At 46.0% G+C, this 26343-nt stretch carries 29 protein-coding genes; 28 read left to right on the top strand and 1 reads right to left on the bottom strand.

Annotation, left to right across the window (positions count from 1 at the left end):
* Positions 1 to 85: 85 nt before the first annotated feature.
* Positions 86 to 1540, bottom strand: a complete 1455-nt coding sequence (locus QVP35_RS14320) for a 4-hydroxyphenylacetate 3-hydroxylase family protein (protein WP_009290278.1) — start codon at positions 1538 to 1540, stop codon at positions 86 to 88.
* Between the two features lie 304 nt (positions 1541 to 1844).
* Here QVP35_RS14320 and QVP35_RS14315 point away from each other — a divergent pair, with 304 nt between their 5' ends.
* The 28 genes from QVP35_RS14315 to QVP35_RS14180 form a co-directional block, all read left to right on the top strand.
* On the top strand, positions 1845 to 2144 hold the full coding sequence (locus QVP35_RS14315) for a NifU family protein (protein WP_009290279.1): 300 nt from the start codon (positions 1845 to 1847) through the stop codon (positions 2142 to 2144).
* Between the two features lie 116 nt (positions 2145 to 2260).
* On the top strand, positions 2261 to 3709 hold the full coding sequence (locus QVP35_RS14310) for a sigma-54 interaction domain-containing protein (protein WP_009290280.1): 1449 nt from the start codon (positions 2261 to 2263) through the stop codon (positions 3707 to 3709).
* 161 nt (positions 3710 to 3870) lie between these two features.
* Positions 3871 to 4314, top strand: coding sequence for a hypothetical protein (locus QVP35_RS14305; RefSeq protein ID WP_006568076.1), 444 nt, complete (start codon positions 3871 to 3873; stop codon positions 4312 to 4314).
* Between the two features lie 142 nt (positions 4315 to 4456).
* Positions 4457 to 5725 (top strand): dihydroorotase, encoded by a 1269-nt coding sequence (locus QVP35_RS14300; protein ID WP_009290281.1) that lies wholly within the window; start codon positions 4457 to 4459, stop codon positions 5723 to 5725.
* A 120-nt stretch (positions 5726 to 5845) separates the two neighbouring features.
* Positions 5846 to 7009 (top strand): hypothetical protein, encoded by a 1164-nt coding sequence (locus QVP35_RS14295; protein ID WP_009290282.1) that lies wholly within the window; start codon positions 5846 to 5848, stop codon positions 7007 to 7009.
* A 191-nt stretch (positions 7010 to 7200) separates the two neighbouring features.
* Positions 7201 to 8091, top strand: coding sequence for a substrate-binding domain-containing protein (locus QVP35_RS14290; RefSeq protein ID WP_009290283.1), 891 nt, complete (start codon positions 7201 to 7203; stop codon positions 8089 to 8091).
* A gap of 40 nt (positions 8092 to 8131) precedes the next feature.
* A complete protein-coding gene (gene pstC, locus QVP35_RS14285) occupies positions 8132 to 8983 on the top strand; it encodes a phosphate ABC transporter permease subunit PstC (RefSeq protein ID WP_009290284.1) in 852 nt (283 codons plus the stop codon).
* A complete protein-coding gene (gene pstA, locus QVP35_RS14280; protein WP_009290285.1) occupies positions 8983 to 9882 on the top strand; it encodes a phosphate ABC transporter permease PstA in 900 nt (299 codons plus the stop codon). Before pstC ends, pstA begins: the two co-directional genes overlap by 1 nt.
* 3 nt (positions 9883 to 9885) lie before the next feature.
* Positions 9886 to 10638: a phosphate ABC transporter ATP-binding protein PstB gene (pstB, locus tag QVP35_RS14275; RefSeq protein WP_006568083.1), complete on the top strand. Its 753-nt coding sequence runs from the start codon at positions 9886 to 9888 to the stop codon at positions 10636 to 10638.
* Between the two features lies 1 nt (position 10639).
* A complete protein-coding gene (gene phoU, locus QVP35_RS14270) occupies positions 10640 to 11293 on the top strand; it encodes a phosphate signaling complex protein PhoU (protein WP_006568084.1) in 654 nt (217 codons plus the stop codon).
* The gene (locus tag QVP35_RS14265; RefSeq protein WP_006568085.1) at positions 11290 to 11967 is read left to right on the top strand and encodes a winged helix-turn-helix domain-containing protein; all 678 of its coding nucleotides are present in this window, start codon (positions 11290 to 11292) and stop codon (positions 11965 to 11967) included. The genes phoU and QVP35_RS14265 overlap by 4 nt, the downstream gene beginning before the upstream one ends.
* Positions 11964 to 13619: a sensor histidine kinase gene (locus QVP35_RS14260; RefSeq protein ID WP_022261298.1), complete on the top strand. Its 1656-nt coding sequence runs from the start codon at positions 11964 to 11966 to the stop codon at positions 13617 to 13619. Before QVP35_RS14265 ends, QVP35_RS14260 begins: the two co-directional genes overlap by 4 nt.
* Before the next feature lie 271 nt (positions 13620 to 13890).
* Positions 13891 to 14814 carry an orotidine-5'-phosphate decarboxylase gene (gene pyrF / locus QVP35_RS14255; protein WP_022261297.1) on the top strand — a complete coding sequence of 308 codons (924 nt, stop codon included), beginning with the start codon at positions 13891 to 13893 and terminating at the stop codon, positions 14812 to 14814.
* A gap of 10 nt (positions 14815 to 14824) precedes the next feature.
* Entirely contained in the window at positions 14825 to 15592 is a 768-nt protein-coding gene (locus QVP35_RS14250; protein ID WP_009290288.1) for a dihydroorotate dehydrogenase electron transfer subunit, read from the top strand.
* On the top strand, positions 15592 to 16494 hold the full coding sequence (locus QVP35_RS14245) for a dihydroorotate dehydrogenase (RefSeq protein ID WP_009290289.1): 903 nt from the start codon (positions 15592 to 15594) through the stop codon (positions 16492 to 16494). Before QVP35_RS14250 ends, QVP35_RS14245 begins: the two co-directional genes overlap by 1 nt.
* A 30-nt stretch (positions 16495 to 16524) precedes the next feature.
* Positions 16525 to 16962, top strand: coding sequence for a CBS domain-containing protein (locus QVP35_RS14240; protein WP_009290290.1), 438 nt, complete (start codon positions 16525 to 16527; stop codon positions 16960 to 16962).
* Positions 16949 to 17623 carry an orotate phosphoribosyltransferase gene (gene pyrE / locus QVP35_RS14235; protein ID WP_009290291.1) on the top strand — a complete coding sequence of 225 codons (675 nt, stop codon included), beginning with the start codon at positions 16949 to 16951 and terminating at the stop codon, positions 17621 to 17623. The genes QVP35_RS14240 and pyrE overlap by 14 nt, the downstream gene beginning before the upstream one ends.
* A 14-nt stretch (positions 17624 to 17637) precedes the next feature.
* Positions 17638 to 18093, top strand: a complete 456-nt coding sequence (locus QVP35_RS14230; RefSeq protein WP_022261296.1) for a VanZ family protein — start codon at positions 17638 to 17640, stop codon at positions 18091 to 18093.
* 1 nt (position 18094) lies between these two features.
* Complete coding sequence (locus QVP35_RS14225) at positions 18095 to 18424, top strand: hypothetical protein (protein ID WP_006568104.1); 330 nt, start codon at positions 18095 to 18097, stop codon at positions 18422 to 18424.
* A gap of 9 nt (positions 18425 to 18433) precedes the next feature.
* The gene (locus QVP35_RS14220; protein ID WP_006568103.1) at positions 18434 to 19024 is read left to right on the top strand and encodes an HD domain-containing protein; all 591 of its coding nucleotides are present in this window, start codon (positions 18434 to 18436) and stop codon (positions 19022 to 19024) included.
* A 16-nt stretch (positions 19025 to 19040) separates the two neighbouring features.
* Positions 19041 to 21029, top strand: a complete 1989-nt coding sequence (locus QVP35_RS14215) for an aminopeptidase (protein ID WP_039930541.1) — start codon at positions 19041 to 19043, stop codon at positions 21027 to 21029.
* 60 nt (positions 21030 to 21089) lie between these two features.
* On the top strand, positions 21090 to 21593 hold the full coding sequence (purE, locus tag QVP35_RS14210; RefSeq protein WP_022261295.1) for a 5-(carboxyamino)imidazole ribonucleotide mutase: 504 nt from the start codon (positions 21090 to 21092) through the stop codon (positions 21591 to 21593).
* Positions 21586 to 22311, top strand: coding sequence for an N-acetylmuramoyl-L-alanine amidase family protein (locus QVP35_RS14205; protein ID WP_009290295.1), 726 nt, complete (start codon positions 21586 to 21588; stop codon positions 22309 to 22311). Before purE ends, QVP35_RS14205 begins: the two co-directional genes overlap by 8 nt.
* Before the next feature lie 62 nt (positions 22312 to 22373).
* Entirely contained in the window at positions 22374 to 23399 is a 1026-nt protein-coding gene (gene purM / locus QVP35_RS14200) for a phosphoribosylformylglycinamidine cyclo-ligase (protein ID WP_009290296.1), read from the top strand.
* Positions 23393 to 24019, top strand: a complete 627-nt coding sequence (gene purN, locus QVP35_RS14195) for a phosphoribosylglycinamide formyltransferase (protein ID WP_009290297.1) — start codon at positions 23393 to 23395, stop codon at positions 24017 to 24019. Before purM ends, purN begins: the two co-directional genes overlap by 7 nt.
* 16 nt (positions 24020 to 24035) lie before the next feature.
* On the top strand, positions 24036 to 25307 hold the full coding sequence (gene purD, locus QVP35_RS14190) for a phosphoribosylamine--glycine ligase (RefSeq protein WP_022261293.1): 1272 nt from the start codon (positions 24036 to 24038) through the stop codon (positions 25305 to 25307).
* Positions 25308 to 25438: 131 nt separating this feature from the next.
* Complete coding sequence (locus QVP35_RS14185) at positions 25439 to 25816, top strand: GntR family transcriptional regulator (RefSeq protein WP_009290300.1); 378 nt, start codon at positions 25439 to 25441, stop codon at positions 25814 to 25816.
* Between the two features lie 9 nt (positions 25817 to 25825).
* On the top strand, positions 25826 to 26343 hold a 518-nt coding region (locus tag QVP35_RS14180; protein ID WP_288187946.1), incomplete at its 3' end, for a Clp protease N-terminal domain-containing protein.

Below are 26343 nucleotides of genomic sequence, written 5' to 3'. Positions count from 1 at the left end.
CCTCACTCTAATCATGTGGAAAATGAACATAAATTTTATAGGAGAAGCATCCATCGAACAAAGGGGGCTATCCAACGATTGTTTTCTATTCTTCTTTTATTTTGGCGATCTCTTTAGCCATTTTTTTCTTCAAAGTGAGATTACTCTGGCGTGCGATCATGATCCGCTGTGCCTGCGGTGACCCCGCACCGTGCATGGATTCTGTACGGTATCCGACGGCTGCGCTTCCAAGAGTCAGATTTTCAATCAGCCTCATGATGCGAAGTCTGTTTTCTGTGGAGACGCCTGACACTCCGCGGAGATACTTTTCAACATAAGCGCCCAGCTTCGGATCTTTCAGATCTTTTTCGGAAGGAGCGGTAACCATCAGACCTCCTGCGATATCTTCTGCAAGACGTGCGATTTCATATGGAAAGCGGGTAACATTCTGTTTACATACATTGGCCAGAAGCAGATCGATCAGATAGTTTCCGGACCTGGTGGCTGCACCTTCGGCAGAACATGCGATGCCGCAGCAGTACAGGGTTTCGTTTAAATGGGTCATTTCGATCAGCTTGTCTTTTACATGGGAGGCACGTCCCGCTCCATTGTATTCTGCTGCAGCTGCAGACGCACCGATCAGGACATCGCCAACACCAACTTTACATCCGCCGTAGGACTGTCTGTGGTATCCGGCAAAACGCTCCACCAGAACCCCGGCAAAATCATATTCCCCATTTAAGAAAATACGGTCGTTTGGCACAAAGACATTATCAAACACAACCAGAGCTTCCATTCCTCCGTATTCGGAATTTCCTACATCCATTTGAGAGCCTTCTAATTTTCTTGTATCACAGGACTGTCGTCCGACAATCATAAAAATGCCATCAGAGTCTGTCGGCACTGTAAAAGAAACTGCATAGTCTTTGTCATCTTCGCCCATGGCTATGGTAGGCATGACCAGCACTTCATGTGAGTTGATAATTCCGGTTTGATGGGCTTTGGCTCCACGGACGACGATCCCGTCAGGCCGGCGTTCCACGACATGCAGAAAAAGGTCAGGATCGGCCTGAGCATGAGGAGCAAGGGAGCGGTCTCCTTTTGGATCTGTCATTGCGCCGTCTGTGGTCAGATCCTTTTTCTGTGCATATTTTAAGAAGTTTTTAAAGTTTTCGTGGTAGCTGGTGCCGTATTTTTCATCCACCTCATATGTAGTACTGTAAACTGCATTAAACGCATCCATACCTACACAGCGCTGGAAACAGGCAGCGGTTTTTTGGCCGCACAGTCTCTGCATTTTCACTTTTTTAATCAAATCCCCGGCGCTTTGATGGATATGGGTAAAGCGGTTGATCTTTTCTCCTGTTTCAGAAGAAACTGCAGTCATCAGATCCTCATATTCCGGCATCTGTGCCAGGTCATAAGTCGCTTTTACAGAATTCAGGGACGGTCTTAAAATAGGATCATCCACCGGATGTTCAATTTTTTCCCCAAACATATAAACCTGAAGATTCAGTTTTCTCATGCTCTCCACATATTCGTTTCCTGTCATTAAAGCCATATGATCTTACCTTCCTTTCATAAACGGCGGAAGCTTTCTGCTCCCGAAAATAAGTTTGACATCAGAGTATATAGCAAAAAATGTGCCAAGTTTTTGGGAAACTGAAAAGCAATCGTTGGAGACATACCTGACAGAGATTATGTCTGTTTTTTCAGCAAGATAAAATATCTTTTGTGTTCAAGAAATGGAACAAAAAACAGTGATTATTTTATTTTTGGAACAATAGATGGGAGATTGTGCATAAAAGCAGGAGATGCCGGTTGGCATGGTATTTGCTATATATAAATATCAGGAGGTGATTGTGATGTTAAGGGAAATAGAGAAGGTGCTGGAAGAAGATGTGCGTCCATATTTGCTCGAACATGAAGGAAATGTCCGGATATCAGAATATAAAGAAGGTATTTTGAAAGTCCGCCTGACAGGACAGTGCTCCGGATGTCCATCCGCAGCCCTGACAACCGAAGAATTGATTGCAGAAGCGGTGAAAAAGAAAATACCTGAGGTAAAGGATGTAGTGCTGGTGAATGAGGTAAGTGATGACCTTATCGAAATGGCAAAAAAACTGATGAGCCATTCGGGAAAGCAGGGGGTGTCATGGAGATAGGGATAAAACACTGTCTGTTCCATATATGAAACAAATGAGCCGCGTAAACTTGGACGAAACTGCCCGGTGTGTTAAAATAAAACCAACGAATGATTCTTTTGAGAGAAGGAGAGAGAATGGACGGGAAGCAGGAAAAACCTCAGATTTTTTCAAATATACAGGAAGCCAGTGAGCGGCTGGATGCTATCATTGAGAATTCCTTCGATGGCATTTATATCACGGACGGCAGGGCAAACACAATCAAAGTCAATCGGGCATATGAGACGATCACCGGACTTGACAGAGCAGATATGCTCGGGAAAAACATGGAGGAACTGGAGCGCGGGAATGTAATTTCCGTGTCCGGTTCTCTTATGGCTATCAGGGAAAAAAGAGTGGTGACCCTGGAGCAGGAGTTTAAGACAGGAAAAAAGGCGGTCATAACAAGCAGCCCGATCTGCGACAAGGAAGGGCAGATCATCATGGTCGTCACAAATGTAAGGGACCTGACTGAGATTTATCATCTGAGAGAAGAAATGGGAAGGAAAAAACAGGAGGAAGAAAAACTCCGGCAGAAGCTCCGGCACGTCCAGGGGGAATTTTTCGGCAGCTGTATGGTGGCCCAGGATAAAAATACCCTGGATGCCTTGTTCTGGGCAGACAAAGTATCCGGGCTGGATGCAACGGTCATGCTGCTTGGGGAGACCGGAGTCGGAAAGGAAGAGTTCGCGAGATATATTTATCAGAACAGCAGGCGGAAAGACGGAAGTTTTATCAAAGTTAACTGCGGTGCAATTCCTCCCAATCTGTTGGAAAGTGAATTGTTCGGATATGAAAAGGGAGCATTCACGGGCGCCAGTAAAAACGGAAAGCTCGGTCTGTTTGAACTGGCAGATAAAGGAACCATTTTTCTCGATGAGATCGGGGAACTGCCGTTTGATATGCAGGTCAAGTTCCTGCGGGTTCTGCAGGAGCAGGAGGTGGAACGCATCGGAGGGAGCAGGCCGGTAAAGATCGATGTGAGAATTGTTGCGGCCACAAACCGGAATCTGGAAGAAATGGTGAAACAAAAAGCATTCAGGGAAGACCTGTTTTACCGTCTGATGGTATTTCCGATCCACATCCCGCCTTTGAGAGAGAGAAGAAAAGACATAGAGCCGCTTGCCAGGCTCTTTTTGGGACAGCTCAATAAGAAATACGGATTTCGGAAGGAGTTTACGTTTGAGGCTTTGGAACTGCTGAAGGAATACCGATGGCCGGGGAATATCAGGGAATTGAAAAATCTGGTTGAGAGGGCTGTGATCATCAGCAATGAGGACCTGATCGGACCGGAGAGTATCCCTGTAGAGACAGGGGAAAGAACACTTAAAGCAAAAAAACGGAAAAAAGAAAAGAGTACATCCATCGACCTGAAATCTGAACTTCACAGAATTGAACTTCAGTATATGGAACAGGCTTATAAAACATTTGGAAATGTGAGGGATGCAGCATTAAGCCTGGGGATGACAGCGCCGACCTTTGTGAGGAAACGGAAACAATATGCCGAAGAAAACAAATACCAGGTTCCCAATGGAAAAGCTGATTGAATGGGGTCTAATCGATATACGGGTAGAAGAGAATCAACGGTCGGTTGTCCGCTGGGGGAAGATCTTTTTATTATCCTAAGAAATTTGTAATATTTTCTGCATAGTTTTATCATACTTTTCTGGTATACTAAATCATATCAGGCAACAGGAAGGGAGAAACTATGAGAAAATTGGTATTCAATAAAAAGTTTTTGGCCGCAGTGGGGATTGTTCTGGCAGTGGGCGGATGCTTTTTTGTAAAGGGAAGGATGAATACAAAAGCTGCGGATGACAGCATTTTTGTTCAGAATATGAGCGTTCAGTACAAACAGTGCGAGGGAACTTCCAAAGAAATTCTGGAAGAAGATATCGACGAACATATCTCAGAGGAGATTATGGCGCTGGAGGAAAAGGGACATACCTACGAGATCGGCGAGGCCTTGTCCGCCAAAGACAGTGAGTTTATCCCGGTGATCAAGCAGATCAACGATGAGACTGCATATGAGGCCATCGGCGGAATCACAGTGAAAAATAAGAACTATGTCGTAAAGGTCAAATCGGCTCAGAAGATTACTGAGGAAGATGTGGAGAACGCACTGGAGGCGGTAAAGGACCAGTTAAACTAAATACAACATCAAAGATTTATACGAAGCACAGAGGAATTCCTTTTTAGCCGGGCGGCAGGAAGTTTTTCTCTGTGCTTTGTTTTATTGCCCGTATTCAGGCTCATATGTTATGATAAAATAAAATCAGCAGGAGGAGATTTATATGATTTTAATTAAAAACGGAAGAGTCATGGACCCGGAAACCGGATTTGATAAAGTGACTGATCTTGTTCTTTCTGGTGGAAAGATTAAAAGTATAGGAAATACAGAAACAGCAGATTTTGAGCAGATCATAGATGCAGAAGGTATGGTTGTGGCTCCTGGTCTGATCGATGTCCATGTGCATTTCAGAGACCCTGGATTTACACACAAAGAAGATATGCAGACCGGGAGCCGGGCGGCCCTTCACGGAGGTGTCACCACGGTGGTTTGTATGGCAAATACAAAGCCTGTGGTGGACAGCACGGAGATTCTGGATGATATTCTGAAACGGGCACAGAAACTGCCGGTCCGGCTTGTCCAGACTGCGGCGGTATCCAAAGGATTTAAAGGGAAAGAACTCGTTAACATGGAGGTGCTGAAAGCCCATGGGGCATTGGGATTTACAGATGACGGTCTTCCGCTCATGGACGAAGAGATCGTCCGTAGGGCTATGGAGACTGCGGCAAAACTTGATGTTCCGGTCAGTCTTCACGAGGAAGATCCGAAATATATTAAGCGCCCGGGAGTCAATGCCGGAAAGGTTGCCGAACAGCTTGAGTACGGCGGGGCTTCTGACGAAGCGGAGGCGGTGATGGTAGAGAGAGACTGCCGGCTGGCGCTGGAAACCGGGGCATCTGTGGATATCCAGCATATCAGTTCTGCCAAAGCCGTTGATCTTGTAAAGGATGCCAAAGCGAAAGGTGCTCATGTGACAGCGGAAGCTGCACCCCATCATTTTACGCTGACAGAAGAGGATGTTCTCACTTACGGCTCCCTGGCCAAGATGAATCCGCCGCTCAGGACAAAAAAAGACAGAGAGAGGATTATCGAGGGACTGAAGGAAGGCACCATAGAGATTATCGCCACAGACCATGCGCCTCACTCTGTGGAAGAAAAGGCAACAGGCCTTGAAAAGGCACCGAGCGGTATTACCGGACTGGAAACTTCTCTGGGACTTGGTATTACAAAACTGGTAAGGGAAGGACATTTAACTTTGATGGAACTCCTGGAAAAAATGACGGTCAATCCCGCAAAACTTTATCACCTGGAACAGGGAAGAATACAGGAGGGAAAACCGGCAGATTTGGTTCTGTTTAAAGAGGACGAGGAGTATATTGTAGAGAAGTTTTATTCCAAGGCCTCAAACTCACCGTTCAAAGGCTGGAAACTTTTCGGCAAGATTTATTACACAATCTGTAAAGGGAATGTTTACGATCTGTCACAAGATTAAAAACTTCATGTTAATGTCATAGTTCTGAGATATCTGCATGATATAATGATACTATAAACAAATTTCTGACTGATCATATAAAGCCGCTTTGACAGGGCAGATACGAAGGAGGGGTGTCTTATGAAAAGATACGGTATCTGTTTTACAAGTATCATTGTAGCTGTTGTTCTGTGTGCAGAACTCATCGGATTTCCGGTATCTGTTTCTGCCAATGAGCCTGAGAGTGCGGGAAATATCTCAGCGGACGTAAAAATAAAAAGAAGTGCTAAAGCGTCCGGAATGAATGAAGAAAATATGGAAGCGAGCCGGTTCAGCAGTATGGATGAGGCTTCCATGTATATGATGTACGGAGACGGCATGTATACTTTTACCCAGTCCTATCTGAGAGATCACAGTGACAGACTGGTCGAACTCAGGGTGAAGGAAGCGGGAAGTTTGATCCTTGTATCTTTTCAGGAAGAAGACAACGCACAGATGCCGTCTCTCCTGGATGGTCAGAAGCAGCCTGTGGGACAGCGGATACCGGATGGGGCCGTGAAACTTAAAGCAGAACCGGGAACCTATTATGTGAGGCTGCCGAAAGACTTTACCACGGTTTTTATCGCACCGTTTGTCATCAAAGATAACCCGCGTAAGCTATCCAATGAGGTTTCCTACATTCAGAGCGGACAGGGAAAATACACGTATCACTCCTTTACCATGGCAAAACGGGGGACAGCGGATATCACAGCATCTCCGATCGTGAAACAGAAAACTCCGGTTGTATTTTACGTCCAGAGAAGAGAAGACGGACGCTGGAAGAATATAGGACGGCAGCAGAAGTCTTATTTTACCAGTGATACAGGAACGGTTGTCTATGGACTGAAGAGGGGAACCTACCGGATTGCAGCAAAGGCAGACATAAAACAGGGATATTCACTCTGTGTGATCAAGACATTTATCCCGGCAAAGTATAAGACGAAGAAAACAAAAGCAAAGACGTTAAAAAGATTTCGGGAACAGTATGATTTGTATACAGTAACAGAAAGAGCGTCCAGATGGTACCGAATTTCAGTTCCGAAGAAACGGAAAAAGATATCAATGGAAGCAGAAACTTATATGAACTCCGGAAAGATCAGGTTTACTGTCTATAAAAAGGGCAGAAAAAAGCCTGTAAAATCTCTGACTTTGTCAGGAGAAAAAATCAAACGGTTCAGTTTTAAGGGCAGCAAAGGCACTTATTATATAAAGGTCGCAAAATCAGGAAGACAGACAAATGGGTCTTATTGGCTGTATCAGTATTGATCTGAGAATAAGAAGGAAAAAAAGAATCTATGAGCTGATCCATAGGTTCTTTTTTGTTTTTTTCATAAAAGTAAAATACCGATATGTTTTCTGTGAAGTTTTACTCAGATTTAACATAACCTGTCTTTTGAATTTTACATTGGACAAGTAAGATATGACTTGTAGCGATGAAAAGCCAAAAGGAGATTATTATGAGAAAGATGAGGAAAAGAATTTTAAGTGTTCTTCTGACAGCAGTGGCAGCGACAACTTTACTGGCAGGCTGCGGAGGCAAAGACGAAGGTAAAAAAGCAGCAGGTGAAGATATCACCGTTGTATCCAGAGAAGACGGATCCGGCACAAGAGGAGCGTTTATTGAGTTATTTGGGATCGAAGAAAAAGACAGTGACGGAAATAAGATAGATAACACGACAACGGAGGCAATGATCACCAACTCTACTTCCGTTATGATGACGACAATCGCCGAGAATGAGGCAGCAATCGGATACATATCTTTAGGGTCCTTAAATGATACAGTAAAAGCCCTGAAGATTGACGGAGCAGAGCCGAGTACCGAAAATGTAAAAAACAAGACTTATAAGATCGTGCGTCCGTTCAACATTGTGACAAATGAGAAGAAGCTGAGTAACCAGGCTAAAGATTTTATGAAATTCATAATGAGCAAAGAAGGCCAGGAAGTGGTCGCAGACAATGGATATATTACGGTCGATGACAAGGCTTCCGCATACAAAGCAGCCGGGGCAAAAGGCAAGATTGTTGTGGCAGGATCATCATCTGTTACCCCTGTCATGGAAAAGTTAAAAGAGGCCTATACGGCACTGAACAAAGATGTAAAGATCGAAGTTCAGCAGAGTGATTCTACAACAGGAGTGACTTCCACAGTGGACGGAGTCTGCGACATCGGGATGGCATCCAGAGAACTTGCAGACAGCGAGGTGAAAAAAGGCGTGAAGCCTACAGTCATCGCACAGGATGGAATCGCAGTGATCGTAAACAAGAAAAACGAGGTATCTGAACTTAAAAGTGACCAGATAAAAGGTATTTTTACAGGTGAAGTGATTTCCTGGGGCGACGTGAAATAAAGCTATATAGTGCAAATAGAGAGATAGTGGGGAAATAAAGATGAAACAGTACAAAGAAAAGATCATGAAAGGCGTATTCCTGACCGCAGCCTGTACTTCCATACTGGCAGTCATACTGATATGTGCATTCCTGTTCATGAACGGCTTACCCGCTATTGGGGAGATCGGACCGGTAAAATTTCTGGTCGGAGAGCGATGGATGCCAAAGAATGGATTCTTTGGCATCTTCCCAATGATCATGGGAAGCCTTTATATCACAGCGGGAGCCATCATCGTGGGTGTCCCTGTCGGAATCTTTACGGCGGTCTTCATGGCAAAGTTCTGCAGCGGGAAGCTTTATAAAATACTGAAGCCGGCAGTGGATCTTTTGGCAGGAATTCCATCTGTGGTTTATGGCTTCTTCGGCATGGTCGTTTTGGTGCCGATGGTCAGAAATATTTTTGGCGGCAACGGAAACAGTATTCTTACGGCGTCACTGCTTTTAGGGATCATGATTCTGCCGACGATTATCGGTGTTTCTGAGAGTGCCATCCGTGCAGTGCCGGACAGCTATTACGAAGGTTCACTGGCCCTGGGGGCGAGCCACGAGAGAAGTGTGTTTTTTACAGTACTGCCTGCGGCGAAATCCGGTATTTTGGCAGGTGTGGTGTTAGGGATTGGAAGAGCCATAGGAGAGACTATGGCGGTTGTCATGGTTGCGGGAAACCAGGCCAGGATGCCGATGGAACTTGCTAAGGGAGTCAGGACACTGACGGCGAATATCGTATTGGAAATGGGATATGCCACGGATCTGCACAGAGAAGCGCTGATCGCCACGGCTGTGGTGCTGTTTGTCTTTATCCTGCTGATTAACCTTTCTTTTTCTGCATTAAAACATAAGGAGGAATTCTGATGGAGGCGATGACAGCAAAGCCATTAAACGGTATAAAACAGGTGAATAAGGTCACAAGGAAACAGAGATTTTCTTCTTACAAAAGAACTCCGCTCTCTCTGCTTCTGTATCTGCTGGTGCTGATATCCACGGTCTTTACGGCGGGAATTTTGATCTATCTGATCGGATATATTTTGGTGCATGGGGTTCCGTATCTTACAAAAGATCTGTTTTCTTTAAAATACACATCGACGAATGTATCACTTTTTCCGGCCATGGTCAACACGGTCAGCATGACAGCACTGGCGCTCTTATTTGCAGTGCCGCTGGGAATCTTTTCTGCGATTTATCTTGTGGAATATGCCAAGAAGGGAAACCGGCTTGTGGGGATCGTCAGGATTACTGCCGAAACTCTTTCAGGAATTCCGTCGATTGTATATGGACTGTTTGGTATGCTGTTCTTTGTGACCACATTAAAATGGGGACTGTCCATTTTATCGGGAGCCGCAACACTGGCGATTATGATTCTGCCGGCTGTGATGAGAACCAGCGAGGAGGCATTAAAATCTGTCCCGGATTCTTTCAGGGAAGGAAGCTTCGGGCTTGGAGCGGGAAAACTTAGGACGGTCTTTCAGATCGTGCTTCCGTCTGCGGTGCCCGGCATTTTGTCCGGAGTCATATTGGCAGTGGGAAGAATCGTAGGAGAGACGGCGGCGCTGATGTATACAGCCGGAACAGTGGCAGAGATACCATCCAATGTGATGGGTTCCGGGAGAACATTATCAGTCCATATGTATGCACTCTCCAGCGAGGGTTTGCACGTCAATCAGTCTTACGCCACAGCGGTGGTTCTGCTGATCGTAGTGATCGTCATTAACGCGGTGTCGACATTTATTGCCAAGCGGATAACGAAAGGATAGAACATGGAATCTAAAATCAAAGTACAGAATCTGGATTTATATTACGGGGATTTTAAAGCGCTCAAAGCGATCAATCTTGATATTTCCCCGAATGAGATCACGGCATTTATCGGTCCGTCCGGCTGTGGAAAATCTACACTTTTAAAGTCATTAAACCGTATGAATGATTTGGTGGAAGGATGTAAGATTACGGGAAAAGTCACTCTGGACGGAGAAGATATTTACGGAGATATGGACATTAATCTGCTCAGGAAACGGGTGGGTATGGTATTTCAGAAACCGAATCCGTTTCCTATGAGTGTCTATGACAATGTAGCCTACGGACCGAGGACACATGGAGTCAGGAACAAAGCGCAGCTGGATGAGATCGTGGAGAAATCTCTGAGAAACGCGGCAATCTGGGATGAACTGAAGGACCGACTGAAAAAAAGTGCCATGGGCCTTTCGGGAGGCCAGCAGCAGAGACTCTGTATCGCCAGGGCTCTGGCAGTGGAGCCGGAGGTGCTCCTGATGGATGAGCCGACGTCTGCCCTGGACCCGATTTCCACCTCAAAGATCGAGGACCTTGCGGCAGAACTGAAATCCAAGTATACTATCATTATGGTAACCCATAATATGCAGCAGGCCGTCCGTATTTCCGATAAGACCGCATTTTTCCTCTTAGGGGAAGTCGTAGAGTATGGAAAGTCCGATCAACTGTTTTCCATGCCGAAAGATCAAAGAACAGAAGACTATATTACAGGAAGGTTTGGTTGATATGAGAAATCGGTTTGACAGACAGCTTGAACAGCTGAATATTGAAATGATCGAGATGGGTGCCCTCTGTGAGGATATGATTCATCTGGCAGGGAAATTGGTAGATACAAAGAGCAAAGAGATGATTTCAAGGATCAATGATCTGGAAGAAGAGATCAATCAGAAAGAGCGGGACATAGAGAGACGATGTATGAAGCTTCTGCTCCAGCAGCAGCCGGTGGCCGGGGATTTGAGGGTGATTTCAGCAGCGCTTAAAATGGTTTCTGATATGGAACGGATCGGGGATCAGGCTGTGGATATCGCGGGCATTGTAAAAAAGAGTGATGTGGTGACTGTGATGAATCATCACACCCATGTTCTGATGATGGCTGCAAGAACGCTCGCCATGGTCACAAAAGCTGTGGATTCTTTTGTAAAAAAAGATCTGGATGCGGCCAATGAGGTGATCAAAGCAGACGACGAGGTGGACGCTCTGTTCTCAAAGGTGAAAAAAGAAGTGATCTCTTTGATTCATGAGGACCCGGAAAAAGGAGAGGCCTGTGTAGCGATTGTCATGATTGCCAAGTATTTTGAGCGGATCGGCGATCACGCCAGCAATATCGCCGAATGGGTAGAATTCTCTATGACCGGGGAATATAAAGGAGGAAGTTTGTGATTTATATTGTCGAGGACGATGCGAACATACGGGAACTTGTCATTTATACTCTTCAGAGTACAGGATTTGATGCGGGGGGATATGAAAGCGGCATCAGCTTTTTTAAAGATCTTTCGGCTGGAAAGATTCCTGAACTGGTGCTTCTGGACATTATGCTTCCTGGGGAAGACGGCATTAGTATTTTAAGGAAGATCAGGAGCAATCCTGAGACAAAGCATATCCCGGTGATCATGATGACGGCGAAGGGCGCCGAGTATGACAAGGTGCTGGGCTTAGACAGCGGAGCGGACGATTATATTACAAAACCTTTCGGCATGATGGAACTGGTATCCCGGATCAAAGCGGTTTTAAGGCGGGTAAAAAAAGAGGAGCCGACGGAAGAACTTTCGGCAGGAAATCTCTATATCCATGTGGGAAAGCATAAGGTGCTGGCAGACGGTGAAAAGGTGGAGCTGACCTACAAAGAGTTCCGCCTGCTCTGTATGCTGATGGAGAGCAAAGGCAATGTGCTCACCAGAGACCAGCTTCTCACAAATATTTGGGGTTATGATTTTGACGGCGAGACCCGGACGGTGGATGTCCATATCCGTACCCTGCGCCAGAAGCTTGGAGAATGCGGATCTATGATCGAAACTGTGAGAGGGATCGGTTACCGCATTGGAGGAAATGAATGAAGCGTAAGATATTTCTGAATATGAGCTACATTGCCCTGATCACGGTGGTGTGCACTACGGTATTTTTATCTGTGGTCGCTTACGGAAGATATATGTCCCAGGTAAAAGAGGGAATTCAGAACGAGGCCGGATATATGGCGGAGTCCCTGAACCAGCATGAGAACCAGAGTCTGGATGCATACAAAGATATCACGATCAGCAGGATCACGCTGATCGCTGCGGACGGGAAAGTCCTGTATGACAGTACGGGAAAAGAAAAGTCCATGAGCAATCACAGAAATAGAAAAGAGTTCAAAGAAGCGGAAAAAAATGGGGCCGGCGAGAGTACAAGGATTTCTAAGACCCTCAAAAAACAAACGTATTACTATGCTGTAAAGCTTTCGGACGGCAGTGTCTTACGGCTCAGCCGGGAGACTCAGACTATTTTTAATCAGGTGGAGGGCGTACTGCCTGTTCTGATTTTAATGATGGCAGTGGTTTTTGTTTTGGCGCTGGCCCTTTCAAGACTCCTCACCGGAAGGATTATTGAGCCGATCAACCGGATCAACCTGGAGCATCCGGAAGATGAAAATACCTATGACGAGCTGTCACCTCTGCTGGTGAGGATTCACCGGCAGAATGAAGCGATCAAAGAAAAGATCAGAGAGATCAAGGAAAAGCAGATCGAGTTTACGACGATTACAGAAAATATGAGCGAAGGCTTTCTGATCCTCAATGATAAATCTGTGGTGCTTTCTTACAATACGAGTGCTCTTCGGATTCTTGACATCAGGGAAGATCAGTGCAGCAACCAGAATGTATTGTCCATTAACCGCAGCCATGAATTCCGCAGGGCGGTGGAGGCAGCTTTGAATGGTGAGGCTTTTGAGGAAGTGATGGAATTTCGCGAGCGCAAGTACCTGCTGATGGCCAATCCGGTGACGGTATCAGGCGCAGTGAAAGGAGCGGTGCTGATGATGATTGATGTGACAGAAAAAGAAGAAAGAGAAGAACTGAGAAAAGAATTTTCTGCCAATGTATCTCATGAGCTGAAGACTCCGCTGACGACGATTTCGGGATATGCGGAGCTTATGAAAGACGGACTCGTAAAGCAGGAGGATGTAGGCCGGTTCTCGGAAAAGATTTACACAGAGGCCAGAAGGCTCATTTCCATGATAGAGGGTATCATCAAACTGTCCAGACTGGATGAAAATCAGATTATACAGGAAAAAGAAGAGGTTGATCTGTATCAGCTGGCTTTGGAGATCAAAAACTCTCTTTCTATGAAAGCGGCAGAGGAAGGAATTGACACTCAGGTTCTCGGCTCACCGTGTAAAGTCTCAGGGGTACGCCAGATCTTATACGAAATGCTGTATAATCTCATGGAAAATGCAGTTAAGTACAATGACAGGGGAGGTCATGTGTTTGTAACCGCCGCTGTCATGGAAGGGCGGGCTGCCGTGATTGTAGAAGATGACGGTATCGGCATTCCGCCGGAAGATGCGGACCGTATTTTTGAACGTTTTTACCGGGGAGATAAAAGCCACTCCAGCGAGAGGGAAGGAACGGGACTTGGACTTTCTATCGTAAAACACGGAGCAAAATACCACGGCGCAAAGATCGAAGTGGAAAGTGAAGTAGGCAGGGGAACAAAAATTGCAGTTATTTTTTAGCCTAAAAGAGGCGGTCCTTTTTGGATCGTCTCTTTTTTTCTCCTTCTTTTTATGTTATGATTTCAGTTAAGTATGACATTTTCCACATGATTTCCGTTCGGCTCTTAGAATGCCTCACTCCAATCATGTAGAAAATGGACATAATGTCTGCTGGAAAGGTATTCTTCGAATAAAATGGACTATTCAAAGTAAAATTTCTTTATTCGTCGGCTTTTTCCAGAAGAAACTATGTCCATCTCGTCCATTTTCATTAATATAAAGGAGAATTGACATGATCAATGAATTAGTAAAAAAAATAAAACAGCTGGATGCACCGATCGTGGTGGGACTGGACCCGATGCTTGATTATGTGCCTGACCAGATAAAGAAGAAAGCATTTGACGAATTCGGTGAAACTTTGAAGGGTGCCGGGGAAGCAGTCTGGCAGTATAATAAAGGAATTATTGACACTACATACGACCTGATTCCGGCGGTAAAGCCTCAGATTGCTATGTACGAGCAGTTCGGGGTGGAGGGCCTCATTGCTTTTCATAGAACCTGTGAATATGCAAAGGAAAAGGGACTTGTGGTGATCGGCGATATTAAGAGGGGCGATATTGGCTCCACATCAGCGGCCTATGCGGTGGGACATGCCGGAGCAGTACAGGTGGGCAGCAAAAAATACCGCGGATTCGATGAGGATTTTCTGACGGTAAATCCATACCTTGGCAGTGACGGTATTCTGCCTTTTATTGATGTATGCAAAGAGGAGAAGAAGGGTCTGTTTATTCTGGTCAAGACGTCCAATCCTTCCAGCGGAGAATTTCAGGATCAGCTTGTAGATGGAAAACCGTTATACGAACTGGTGGCAGAGAAAGTGGCTGTGTGGGGCGAAAGCCATATGGGAGACAATTACAGCTATATCGGAGCCGTCGTAGGGGCAACTTATCCGAAAATGGGAGAAGTCTTAAGAAAAATCATGCCGAAAAACTACATTCTGGTTCCGGGATACGGTGCGCAGGGAGGGAAAGCAGAGGACTTAAAACCGTTCTTTAATGAGGACGGGCTGGGAGCCATCATCAATTCTTCCAGAGGCATCATCTGTGCGTACAAACAGGAACAGTACAGCAGCTTTGGGGCTGAGAATTATGCAGATGCATCCAGACAGGCGGTGCTGGATATGAAAGAAGATTTGAAAAAAGCATTTGTAAAATAAGGAGAAGTATATGGGAAAACAGAACATAAAGGCTGAAATCCTCAGCCAGAAGAAGCTTTCCGCAGATATTTTTGACATGACGCTGAATGTTGGAGATATGGCCAGGGAGGCTGTGCCGGGTCAGTTCGTATCTGTCTACGTCAACGACGGAAGCAAACTTTTGCCGAGACCGGTCAGTATCTGTGGTATTGAAAGAGAACAGGGCACAATCAGGCTTGTATACCGGATTGCGGGCAGGGGAACGGAACTTTTAAGTACCTATGAAGCAGGAACCCGGATAAACGTGCTGGGTCCCCTGGGCAATGGATTTACAATGAAAAAAGAAAAAGCGATCTTGATCGGCGGAGGCATTGGGATTCCTCCGATGCTGGAACTTGCAAAACAGCTGGGCTGTGAGAAAAGCATCGTGCTCGGCTATCGGGATCAGGATACTTTTTTAAAGGAAGAATTTGAGCCATACGGCGATGTCTATGTCTCAACAGAAGACGGTTCTTTGGGGACAAAAGGAAATGTGATTGATGCCGTCAGAGAACAGGCGGTACAGGGTGCTGTCATTTATGCCTGCGGACCGACACCTATGTTAAAAGGTGTCAAAGCTTATGCGGCGGAAATGGGGCTGGAAGCCCAGATTTCTCTGGAAGAGCGAATGGCATGCGGCATCGGTGCGTGTCTTGCGTGTGTCTGCAAATCAAAAGAAGTGGATGGGCATACCCATGTCCATAATAAGCGGGTCTGCAAGGATGGGCCTGTATTTGACGCAAAGGAGGTAGAACTCTGATGAATTTGGGAGTAGAGATCGCAGGAGTTTCTTTAAAGAATCCGGTGACCACAGGCTCCGGGACTTTCGGTTCCGGGAAGGAATACAGTGAATTTGTCGATCTGTCCAGCCTTGGAGCGGTGACGACAAAAGGTGTTGCCAATGTGCCCTGGCCGGGCAATCCGACGCCGAGAGTTGCTGAGACCTACGGAGGTATGCTCAATGCGGTAGGACTTCAGAATCCGGGTGTTGACGTGATGATTAAGAGAGATCTGCCGTTTTTAAAGGAGGCAGGAGCCACTGTGATCGTCAATGTCTGCGGAAAAACTACCGAGGATTATCTTGAGGTAGTGGAACGGCTGTCTGACCAGCCCGCAGATCTTCTGGAGATCAATGTTTCCTGCCCGAATGTGAAAGAGGGAGGCATTGCTTTCGGTCAGGATCCAAAAGCATTGTACGAGATTACAAAAGCAGTAAAGGCAAAGGCAAAGCAGCCGATTATCATGAAACTGAGTCCCAATGTGACAGATATTAAAGAAATGGCAAAGGCCGCAGAGGCTGCGGGAAGTGATGCGCTGTCTCTGATTAATACTCTGACCGGAATGAAAATTGATATTGAGAAGAGGGATTTTCTTCTGGCAAATAAAACAGGGGGACTCTCAGGGCCGGCCATCAAGCCGGTGGCAGTGCGAATGGTATATGAGGTGTGCAGTACGGTGAAGATTCCGGTGATCGGAATGGGAGGAATCCTTACTGCAGAGGATGCCCTGGAGTTTATCATGGCCGGAGCCGCTGCGGTAGCTGTAGGAACAGCGAATTTTACGGATCCGTGCGCGACTGTCAAAGTGATCGAGGGGATAAAGTCTTACATGGAACGCCATAACATAGAAGATATCCGGGAATTGATCGGATGTGTAAAGTAAACTGCAAAAGATGACGGAAGTGAGGTCAGCATGAATATATTATTTTTCTTGACGCCGAAGGAAGATGTGTCATATCTGCCGGAAGATTATACTTTGAGACAGGCGCTGGAGAAAATGAAATACCATGGATACTCGGCAGTTCCTATATTGACCGGCGACGGAAAGTATGTGGGAACCGTGACGGAGGGGGACCTTCTATGGGCAATGACGGATGATGCCGGATTTGACCTTGAGAAGGCAGAACTGATCTTTTTAAAAGATATGAAGCGCAGAAGGGACAACAGGCCCGTGACAATCAATACAGATATGGATGACCTGGTGGATGTGATCAAAGACCAGAATTTTGTTCCGGTCATCGACGATGAACAGAGGTTTATTGGGATCGTCACAAGAAAAGATGTGATCGGGTTTTATTACAGAGAATATCAGAAGGCTGAACATAAGGAGGAACATGATGGAACAGTATAAAAAAGAGTTTATTGAATTTATGATCGACTGCAACGTTTTGAAATTCGGAGATTTTGTGACCAAAAGCGGAAGAAACACGCCGTTCTTTGTAAATACGGGATTTTATCGGACCGGTGCCCAGTTAAAGAAGCTTGGAACTTATTATGCAAAGGCCATTGAGGCGAAATTCGGATTTGACTTTGATGTCTTGTTCGGACCCGCATACAAGGGAATCCCGCTGAGTGTAGCCGCCGCCATTGCAATCTCTGAAACCTATGGGAAGGATATCAAATACTGTGCAAACCGCAAGGAAGTAAAAGATCACGGGGACACAGGAATCCTGCTTGGAAGTCCGATCGAAGACGGAGATAAGGTCGTGATCATTGAAGACGTGACCACAGCCGGAACCTCCATCCAGGAAACACTTCCGATCGTGAAAGCCCAGGGTGATGTGGATGTATTGGGGCTCGTGGTTTCTGTGGACCGGATGGAACGGGGACAGGGAACAAAGAGCGCCCTGGAAGAGATCCGTGAAAATTACGGGCTGGAAACTACGGCCATCGTAACGATGCAGGAAGTGGTGGAACACTTGTATAATAAACCTTATAATGGAAAAGTTATTATCGACGATACATTAAAGGCAGCTATTGACGCATACTATGAGAAGTATGGCGTTCAATAAAGAAGGGTTTATTTGTGACAAGAAAAAAGAAAAGGGCAGCCAGGTTTGGCTGCCGGATTTTATTTTATTTGTATCTCATTGTGATGTTTTATTTTGTGCTGTTCAGTGAGCGTTACGGCAGAGAGACTGGGTATGATACATCCCATGTAAATCTGGAATTGTTTAAAGAGATCAAACGGTTCTGGATGTATCGATCCCTGCTTACCCCGGAGGCATTTATAACAAATTTGGTCGGAAATGTTTTTGCATTCAGTCCGTTTGGATTTCTGCTGCCTGTCATGACAGAGAAAAAACGGGGACTGATAAAAGTTGTCCTCGGATCATTTTTATTCAGTTTGATCATTGAAAGCTGCCAGTATATTTTTAAGGTTGGGGTCTTTGACGTGGACGACTTACTGTTAAACACGATTGGCGGACTGATCGGTTATATCATCTACAAAATTTCCGTCACGATTTACCGGAGGAAATAATATGCGGGTTAATAAAAAGAAACGTCAGGCCTATCGTCCGTCGGATCACGTTGTATCCAGGGAGTCAGCAGTTTCCAGTATTCTCGGAGCCATAGGAATTTTCGGCTATCTTATTTTAGTCGGAGCTTCCTTTCAGGCGGCCGGAAACGGGGGAATACTGCTCGGCGCAGCTGCGTGGGTGCTGTTTGGCATCTCTGTCTTTGGAATGATGCTGGCAGTGCGCAGCTATCATGATACGGCATCCATCAGGGTCTGGAAAGTGGTCGGAAGTATTACAAACGGAGCGGTGCTTTTGTTTTCAGCTGCTTTGTTTGTGATCGGATTGATTTAGGAGGGAGTTATGGAACGACTTAAGAAACAGATGGAGTTTATCATAGAGGTGGATAAGCTCAAAGACATTATTCGTCAGACGAATCTGACAAATGGGGAAAGAAAAGAAAATGATGCGGAGCATTCATGGCATCTGGCACTGATGGCTGTTTTTCTATCTGAATATGCAAAGGAACCGGTGGATGTCCTTCAGGTGATCAAGATGGTTCTGATCCATGATCTGGTGGAAATCGATGCAGGAGACACTTATTTGTACGACGAAGCCGGAAATGGTACGAAAGCGGCAAGAGAACAGAAAGCGGCGGAACGGATCTTCAACATTCTTCCCGGAGATCAGGCAGAAGAGCTGTTTCAACTGTGGCAGGAATTTGAGGACCGTAAAACACCGGAATCCAAGTTTGCGAATACACTGGACCGGATTCAGCCGGTTCTTTTGAATGATGCCACAGAGGGAAGGGCCTGGAGAGAACATGACGTCTGCATTGACCAGATTATGAGCAAAAATGAGTATACCAGTCAGGGATCTGATGTACTCTGGGCGTATATTCAGGAAGTTTTTGAGAAAAATATAGAAAACGGAAATATTAAAAGGAGCTTATAACGTGGATGAATTATTAATGGAACGCCATTTTCTGAACCAGGAAAGGCTCAAGGCTATTTTACAGGAAGACTCTGTAAAAGAGCCTTTTTTGGATTATTTCAGAAAAATGGCGGAGAGGCTTTTATTTGCCGACGAAGTATATGGAACAAAAGACAAACAGCTGTTTCAGCTGAAAGAGTGGAACAAAGAGTGGTATGAGCAAATTCTGCCGTCTGAGTATGATGTATGCTATGGAAATCCGGACTACGCCCGGAATGTTTTTGGGGAAGAGTTCGGGGATATTTTGTGCTTTTTGTATGCAGAAATCCAGGGCTGCTTTGTTTATGCGGTGGAAGGACAGCTGTTTGAGCTGACAATTATGAATGAACTGTTTTTAGAAATCTATCAGCTGTTTCTGGAAGGGGATGTACAGAGAAAGACGGCAAAACAGGTCATCTTTGACCATATGAGAGATTACAGCCAGGAACTCTGCTATAACCGTGTCAGGGAGCAGCTGGATCCGTGTGTGTCTTCTGCATCAGATATTGTGATGAAGGAGGATCTGGACAATACGGATGTTCTATATCTGTATGGTGAGTATGTCTCAGAAAATGAGACAAAGATGCTTTCTTTTTTAAACAGTCTTCCTAAGGAACGGATGAAAGAGATTGCCAAAACTTTTGTGGACGGATATCACGATGGCTTTATTATCAACAACATTGATATGTCAAAAAAAACAACCGTAAATATCCGGTATCATCTCGGGTTCGAACCAATCATCAGGGAGGCTGCACTGCAGTTTCAAGAGATCGGGCTGACTCCGATTCTGTACCGGGGCACTACGGGTGTGATTACAAGAGGGATGTCAAAAGTCGGGTACATTTCCACAAGTCCAAACCCTCAGTTTGAGTATGACCACAGATTTGACCAAGCGCTGTTTTTTAACAAAGCGTTTATGAGCCACAAGCTGGAAAGCTATCGGAATGCCTATGAAAAATTGAAGGAGGAGGCTGCAGCATTTGCAGGACCTGCATGCATGGAGACGTTCGGGGAACTGCCGTTTACGCCGGAGAATAAAGAGACTGCTCTGCGTCTTTCCGAGAAGCAGCAAAAGCTTTCTGTGGAGTACCAGAATGAGTCCGGCAGGATTGCCAACGAGTATATGAAACCGGAGGAGCGGAGTTTTACGATCATCGCATATCCGATCCCGGAAATAGGGGAAAACTTCGAAGCAATCTTCGAGGAGGTGGCTAAGGTCAATACGCTGGACAAAGAAAAATATAAGAAAATCCAGCAGCATCTGATCGATGCCCTGGACCAGGGTGTGGAAGTCCATATAAAGGGAGCGGGAGAGAACGAAACAGACCTCTATGTGGCCATGCACGAGCTGGAAGATCCTGAGAAGGAGACTAACTTTGAAAATTGTCTGGCAGATGTAAACATTCCGGTTGGTGAGGTGTTTACTTCACCGAAATTAAACGGAACCAGCGGAGTGCTTCATGTGAGTGAGGTCTATTTAAGAGATCTGAAGTTTATCGATCTGAGACTGGTTTTCAAAGACGGTATGATTACAGAGTATTCCTGCCGGAATTTCGATTCGGAAGAAGATAATAAGGCATATATAAAGCAGAACCTTCTCTATAACAGGGAGACTCTTCCCATGGGAGAGTTTGCTGTCGGAACCAATACTACGGCCTATGCCATGGCACAGAAGTTTGGGATTTTATATCAGCTTCCAATCCTGATCGTCGAAAAAATGGGACCTCATTTTGCAGTGGGAGACACCTGTTACAGCCACAGCGAAGCAACCGAGCTTCACAATCCTGACGGAAAAGAGATTGTGGCAAAGAGCAACTGTTTTTCAGAAAAAGGAGAATATTTTAACTGTCATACGGATATCACCATTCCTTATGAGGAGCTGGATTCCATCTGCGTGATCGGCCTCGGCGGCAGGAAAACGGCTTTGATAAAGGAAGGAAAATTTGTCCTCCCGGGCACAGAAATCCTGAACGAACCATTGACGTAACCGGATACAGTGGGTAGAATAAAAGAAAACAAATCGAATTATGACAAAGGAGACAGAATTATGGCAAAAGTAGCGATTGTTATGGGGAGCGATTCCGATATGCCTGTGATGAGCAAGGCGGCAGATTTTTTAGAGGAGATGGGGATTGACTTTGAGATGACCATTATTTCTGCTCACAGAGAACCGGATATTTTCTTTGAGTGGGCAAAAGGAGCCGAGGAGCGCGGAGTCAAGGTTATCATCGCAGGTGCAGGGAAAGCAGCACATCTTCCGGGAATGTGTGCAGCACTGTTCCCGATGCCGGTCATCGGAATTCCGATGAAAACTTCCGATCTTGGGGGAGTGGATTCTCTTTACTCCATTGTTCAGATGCCGTCCGGAGTTCCGGTTGCATCCGTTGCTATCAACGGAGGGCAGAATGCAGGAATCCTTGCAGCACAGATTTTGGCTTCGTCTGATGCCGGTCTTCTTCAGAAACTGAAAGATTACAGGACAACAATGAAAGAATCTGTAGTAAAGAAGGCCGATAAGCTTGACCAGGTTGGCTATAAGAACTATGAATAAGAAAAGACTTGCAGCCGTACTTTTATGTACGGCTGTTTGTGCCGGACTTGCAGGGACTGCATTACAAAATCGGGATACTCTGGCGGGGACACGCCAGATCACGGTGGCGATCGATGCCGGACATCAGAAAAAGGGTGACACCAGGAAAGAGCCAATCGGACTGGGTTCCCGGAGGAAGAAAGCAAAAGCGGCATCAGGTACACAGGGAGCAGCGACGAAAGTACCGGAATCAAAGCTGACCCTCAGTGTGGCCAAGAGACTCGAGCAGGAGCTTAAAAAAAGGGGCTATAAAGTCTACATGGTAAGAAGAAAGCAGAACGTCAACATCAGCAATAAGAAAAGAGCGCTGCTGGTGAATAAAAGCGGCGCCGATATCTGTATCCGTCTTCATGCAGATGCGTCGGGAAAAAGAGTACGCGGTGCCTCAGCATTATACCCGACCAAGAACAATCCCTATGTAAAAAAGCTGAGCAAACGCAGCAGGAAGCTGTCCGGGGATGTGCTGAAAAAATACTGCAAAGCTACCGGGATCAGAAACCGGGGACTTTCAGGGCGGAATGATCTGACGGGCACTAACTGGAGCAAAGTCCCGGTGACACTAATCGAAATGGGATTTATGACGAATAAAAAAGAAGACAAAAAGATGCAGAAGAGTTCTTTTCAGAAAAAGATGGCGAAAGGAATTGCAGACGGCGTTGACAGTTATTTTGGAAAATAGACAGGACCTGTCCCGGGGATCGGGTCTGAGTTTAAAAAGATATACTTTTTAGGAGGATAAAAATGGATTACAAAAAGGCAGGAGTGGATATCGAAGCAGGTTACCAGTCCGTAGAACTCATGAAAAAGCACGTACAGGCCACAATGAGAGAGGAAGTTTTGACAAACATCGGAGGATTTTCCGGGGCTTTTTCATTAAAGAAGTTTAAGGACATGGAAAATCCAACTCTTGTATCCGGCACCGACGGGGTTGGAACAAAGTTAAAGCTTGCTTTCCTTATGGATAAGCATGATACGATCGGGATTGACTGTGTGGCGATGTGCGTCAATGATATCGCGTGTGCAGGCGGGGAGCCATTATACTTTCTTGATTATATCGCATGCGGAAAAAATTTTCCTGAGAAGATCGCTACCATCGTAAGCGGGGTGGCAGAGGGCTGCAGACAGTCTGATGCGGCACTGATCGGCGGGGAGACTGCCGAGATGCCGGGATTTTATCCGGAAGACGAATATGATCTGGCTGGTTTTGCCGTGGGAATCGTAGACGAGAAGGACCTGATTACCGGAAAAGAGATCAAAGAGGGAGACGTGCTGATCGGCATCGCATCCTCAGGAATCCACAGCAACGGGTATTCTCTGGTGCGCAAAGTGTTCGATATGTCAAAAGAATCACTGGAGACTTACCATGAAGAATTAGGAACAACTCTCGGGGAAGCGCTCCTGGCACCTACGAAGATCTATGTCAAAGCACTGAAGGCGATCAAAGAAGCGGGTGTGGAAATCAAAGGCTGCAGCCACATTACCGGAGGCGGTTTTTATGAGAACATTCCAAGAATGCTTCCGGACGGGGCCCATGCGGTGGTCCACAAGGACGCATATGAAGTGCCTGCGATCTTTAAGCTGCTTGCAGAAACCGGGGATATTGACGAAAAGATGATGTATAATACATACAACATGGGAATCGGCATGATGGTGGCCGTGGACGAAAAGAGCGTCAACGATACGCTGGAAGCCCTGGAACGTGCCGGGGAAACGGCATTTGTAGTAGGTGAGATCAAAGCCGGTGAAAAAGGTGTGACGGTATGTTAAGAGTCGCAGTATTAGTGTCTGGAGGCGGAACCAACCTGCAGGCTGTAATTGACGCCATTGAGGAAGGACGGATTTCCAATGCCCGGATCGACGTGGTGATCAGCAATAATAAAAAGGCCTATGCATTGGAGCGTGCCAGGAAGCATGGAATCCAGGCAGTGGGACTGTCACCGAAAGATTTTGAGAACAGAGATTTGTTTAACGAAGCACTTTATCAGGAGCTGGCTGGCAGAGAGATTGATCTTGTAGTGCTGGCCGGATGTCTCGTAGTAATACCTGATAAAATCATCCGTGAGTTTGAAAACAGGATCATCAACATTCATCCGTCTCTGATTCCGTCTTTCTGCGGGAAAGGGTGCTATGGACTGAAAGTCCATGAACAGGCGCTTCAGAGAGGTGTCAAAATTTCAGGCGCCACCGTTCATTTTGTAGATGAAGGTACGGATACGGGTCCGATCATTATGCAGAAGGCTGTAGAGGTAAGAGACGATGACACACCGGAAGTTCTGCAGAGACGGATCATGGAACAGGCGGAGTGGGTGATCCTTCCTGAGGTGATCAATCTGATCGCAGAGGGAAGAGTTTCAGTTTCAGAAGGACATGTAAAGATTAAGAAATAAAAGAAAGGATAAAAGGATGGATATACTGATTGTTGGCAGCGGAGGACGAGAACATGCCATTGCCTGGGCAGCGGCAAAGAGCCCGAAAGCAGACAAAATTTACTGTGCCCCTGGGAACGCGGGTATTGCGGAGTTTGCAGAGTGCGTGGACATCAAAGCCATGGAGTTTGACAAACTGGTGGCGTTCGCAAAGGAAAAACAAATCGGTCTGACGATCATCGGAATGGATGATCCGCTTGTTGGAGGTGTCGTAGACGCTTTTGAAGCCGAAGGACTCAGAGTGTTCGGTCCCCGCAAAAATGCGGCGATCATCGAGGGTTCCAAGGCGTTTTCCAAAGATCTGATGAAAAAATACAATATTCCAACAGCATCCTATGAGAATTTCACCGATCCAGAGCAGGCACTCGCTTACCTCGAGAACGTTAAGATGCCGATCGTACTCAAGGCTGACGGACTGGCACTGGGCAAGGGAGTTTTGATCTGTGAGACTCTGGAGGAAGCAAAGGCGGGCGTTAAGACTTTAATGCTGGACAAACAGTTTGGGGATGCCGGCAATGAGATCGTTATCGAAGAGTTTATGACCGGCAGAGAAGTTTCTGTATTGGCTTTCTGCGACGGAAAGACCATCCGGTGCATGACTTCCGCACAGGATCACAAGCGTGCCAAAGACGGAGACAAAGGACTCAACACTGGAGGTATGGGAACCTTTTCTCCGAGTCCATTCTACACGAAAGAAGTGGAAGAATTCTGTGAAAAATATGTATACCAGCCGACGATGGATGCCATGGCTTCCGAAGGGCGTCCGTTCACAGGCATTTTGTTCACAGGGCTGATGCTTACAGAAGACGGACCGAAGGTACTGGAATATAACGCCAGATTCGGAGATCCGGAGGCGCAGGTAGTCCTGCCCCGGATGAAAAATGATATGATCGAAGTGATGGAAGCCTGTATTGACGGGAAACTTTCCGATGTTACTCTGGAATTTGAGGAAAATGCGGCAGTCTGTGTGGTGCTCGCATCTGACGGATATCCGGAAAAGTATGAGAAGGGTTTTGAGATCAAGGGACTCGATAAGTTTAAAGACCAGGATGACTACTATGTGTTCCATGCGGGGACAAAGTTTGACGGAGACAAGATCGTGACCAACGGCGGACGGGTACTCGGCGTCGTGGCAAAGGGCGGTGACCTGAAAGCTGCCCGTAAAAATGCATACGAGGCCACAGAATGGATCGATTTTGCAAACAAATATAAAAGAAATGACATAGGAAAAGCTATCGACGAGGCGTAAAAACTTGTATTCGGGAAGCAGGATGGAGAAGAAATTCTCTGCCCTGCTTCTCTATTTTTTTACATTGACATTCCGTGCTATTTATTATAGTCTAAGTATAACAAAAAATATGAAAGAAGGAAGTGATGAATATGCTGCTTGAAGTAGATTTTAACAGCGATCAGGCCATTTATATTCAACTGAGAAACCAGATCATCGTTGGTATTGCGTGTTCCGACATCCAGGATGGCGAGTCCCTGCCGTCGGTGCGCCAGCTGGCACAAATCTTAGGAGTAAACATGCATACGGTAAATAAAGCATATGCTATATTAAGAGAAGAAGGCTATTTGAAGCTGGACCGGAGGAAAGGCGCAGTCGTAAGCGTGGATGCCAATGAAAAGGCAAAGCAGCTGGAGGAATTGGAAGAGAGCCTTCAGATTTTGGTGGCGCAGGCCATCTGCAAGGGTGTGACGAGAGAAGAATTATATCAGCTGATCGGCCACGTATATGGACAGCTTGACAGAAATTAGGAGGACAGAATGAGAAAATTACCACTTACCAGATATTTAAGCCATGCATTGGAGGAGGCGGGAAAGATATCCGCGAGGCTTGGAGCAGAACATATAGAAACTTTGTCTCTTTTGCTTGGACTGCTTAAAATGAAGGGGTCTCTGGCCTGTGAGATACTGAAGATGCACGGGGTGTCTGAGGAGATTTTTTCAGAAGCTTTCAAGGCGCGTACTGCAGAAAAAAAGAGGCGTACAAAGGTAAAAACCTTTACTCCCAGGACAGAGGAGATTTTAAGCCTTGCCGCCCAGATGGCAGTTAAGTACGGAAGTGATGTGCTCGGCACAGAGCATGTTCTGCTGGCGGTTTTGAAGGACGGCGAAAATGAAGCGGTTCAGCTGCTGGCACAGCAAAAGATTCCGGTGGATGCCATATTCATTGATACATTGGTGACAATGGGAATCGATTATAAATCTGCCAAGAACGAATTTTCTAACAGTTCACCGGATGATTATTTCACGGAAGACGGAGCCGGAGAAAATATTTTGGA

It is taken from the genome of Anaerostipes sp. CAG:276 (assembly GCF_000432215.1).
Taxonomy (GTDB): domain Bacteria; phylum Bacillota; class Clostridia; order Lachnospirales; family Lachnospiraceae; genus Anaerostipes; species Anaerostipes caccae.
The sequence above is the reverse complement of the archived record's forward strand: the minus strand, read 5'-3'. Positions and strand labels throughout refer to the sequence as shown.

What these genes read in the sequence shown, in the direction of transcription:
- QVP35_RS14320 (WP_009290278.1), bottom strand. Translation starts at nt 1,540, where the DNA reads ATGGCTTTAATGACAGGAAACGAATATGTGGAGAGCATGAGAAAACTG.
- QVP35_RS14315 (WP_009290279.1), top strand. Translation starts at nt 1,845, where the DNA reads ATGTTAAGGGAAATAGAGAAGGTGCTGGAAGAAGATGTGCGTCCATAT.
- QVP35_RS14310 (WP_009290280.1), top strand. Translation starts at nt 2,261, where the DNA reads ATGGACGGGAAGCAGGAAAAACCTCAGATTTTTTCAAATATACAGGAA.
- QVP35_RS14305 (WP_006568076.1), top strand. Translation starts at nt 3,871, where the DNA reads ATGAGAAAATTGGTATTCAATAAAAAGTTTTTGGCCGCAGTGGGGATT.
- QVP35_RS14300 (WP_009290281.1), top strand. Translation starts at nt 4,457, where the DNA reads ATGATTTTAATTAAAAACGGAAGAGTCATGGACCCGGAAACCGGATTT.
- QVP35_RS14295 (WP_009290282.1), top strand. Translation starts at nt 5,846, where the DNA reads ATGAAAAGATACGGTATCTGTTTTACAAGTATCATTGTAGCTGTTGTT.
- QVP35_RS14290 (WP_009290283.1), top strand. Translation starts at nt 7,201, where the DNA reads ATGAGAAAGATGAGGAAAAGAATTTTAAGTGTTCTTCTGACAGCAGTG.
- pstC (WP_009290284.1), top strand. Translation starts at nt 8,132, where the DNA reads ATGAAACAGTACAAAGAAAAGATCATGAAAGGCGTATTCCTGACCGCA.
- pstA (WP_009290285.1), top strand. Translation starts at nt 8,983, where the DNA reads ATGGAGGCGATGACAGCAAAGCCATTAAACGGTATAAAACAGGTGAAT.
- pstB (WP_006568083.1), top strand. Translation starts at nt 9,886, where the DNA reads ATGGAATCTAAAATCAAAGTACAGAATCTGGATTTATATTACGGGGAT.
- phoU (WP_006568084.1), top strand. Translation starts at nt 10,640, where the DNA reads ATGAGAAATCGGTTTGACAGACAGCTTGAACAGCTGAATATTGAAATG.
- QVP35_RS14260 (WP_022261298.1), top strand. Translation starts at nt 11,964, where the DNA reads ATGAAGCGTAAGATATTTCTGAATATGAGCTACATTGCCCTGATCACG.
- pyrF (WP_022261297.1), top strand. Translation starts at nt 13,891, where the DNA reads ATGATCAATGAATTAGTAAAAAAAATAAAACAGCTGGATGCACCGATC.
- QVP35_RS14250 (WP_009290288.1), top strand. Translation starts at nt 14,825, where the DNA reads ATGGGAAAACAGAACATAAAGGCTGAAATCCTCAGCCAGAAGAAGCTT.
- QVP35_RS14245 (WP_009290289.1), top strand. Translation starts at nt 15,592, where the DNA reads ATGAATTTGGGAGTAGAGATCGCAGGAGTTTCTTTAAAGAATCCGGTG.
- QVP35_RS14240 (WP_009290290.1), top strand. Translation starts at nt 16,525, where the DNA reads ATGAATATATTATTTTTCTTGACGCCGAAGGAAGATGTGTCATATCTG.
- pyrE (WP_009290291.1), top strand. Translation starts at nt 16,949, where the DNA reads ATGGAACAGTATAAAAAAGAGTTTATTGAATTTATGATCGACTGCAAC.
- QVP35_RS14225 (WP_006568104.1), top strand. Translation starts at nt 18,095, where the DNA reads ATGCGGGTTAATAAAAAGAAACGTCAGGCCTATCGTCCGTCGGATCAC.
- QVP35_RS14220 (WP_006568103.1), top strand. Translation starts at nt 18,434, where the DNA reads ATGGAACGACTTAAGAAACAGATGGAGTTTATCATAGAGGTGGATAAG.
- QVP35_RS14215 (WP_039930541.1), top strand. Translation starts at nt 19,041, where the DNA reads ATGGAACGCCATTTTCTGAACCAGGAAAGGCTCAAGGCTATTTTACAG.
- purE (WP_022261295.1), top strand. Translation starts at nt 21,090, where the DNA reads ATGGCAAAAGTAGCGATTGTTATGGGGAGCGATTCCGATATGCCTGTG.
- QVP35_RS14205 (WP_009290295.1), top strand. Translation starts at nt 21,586, where the DNA reads ATGAATAAGAAAAGACTTGCAGCCGTACTTTTATGTACGGCTGTTTGT.
- purM (WP_009290296.1), top strand. Translation starts at nt 22,374, where the DNA reads ATGGATTACAAAAAGGCAGGAGTGGATATCGAAGCAGGTTACCAGTCC.
- purN (WP_009290297.1), top strand. Translation starts at nt 23,393, where the DNA reads ATGTTAAGAGTCGCAGTATTAGTGTCTGGAGGCGGAACCAACCTGCAG.
- purD (WP_022261293.1), top strand. Translation starts at nt 24,036, where the DNA reads ATGGATATACTGATTGTTGGCAGCGGAGGACGAGAACATGCCATTGCC.
- QVP35_RS14185 (WP_009290300.1), top strand. Translation starts at nt 25,439, where the DNA reads ATGCTGCTTGAAGTAGATTTTAACAGCGATCAGGCCATTTATATTCAA.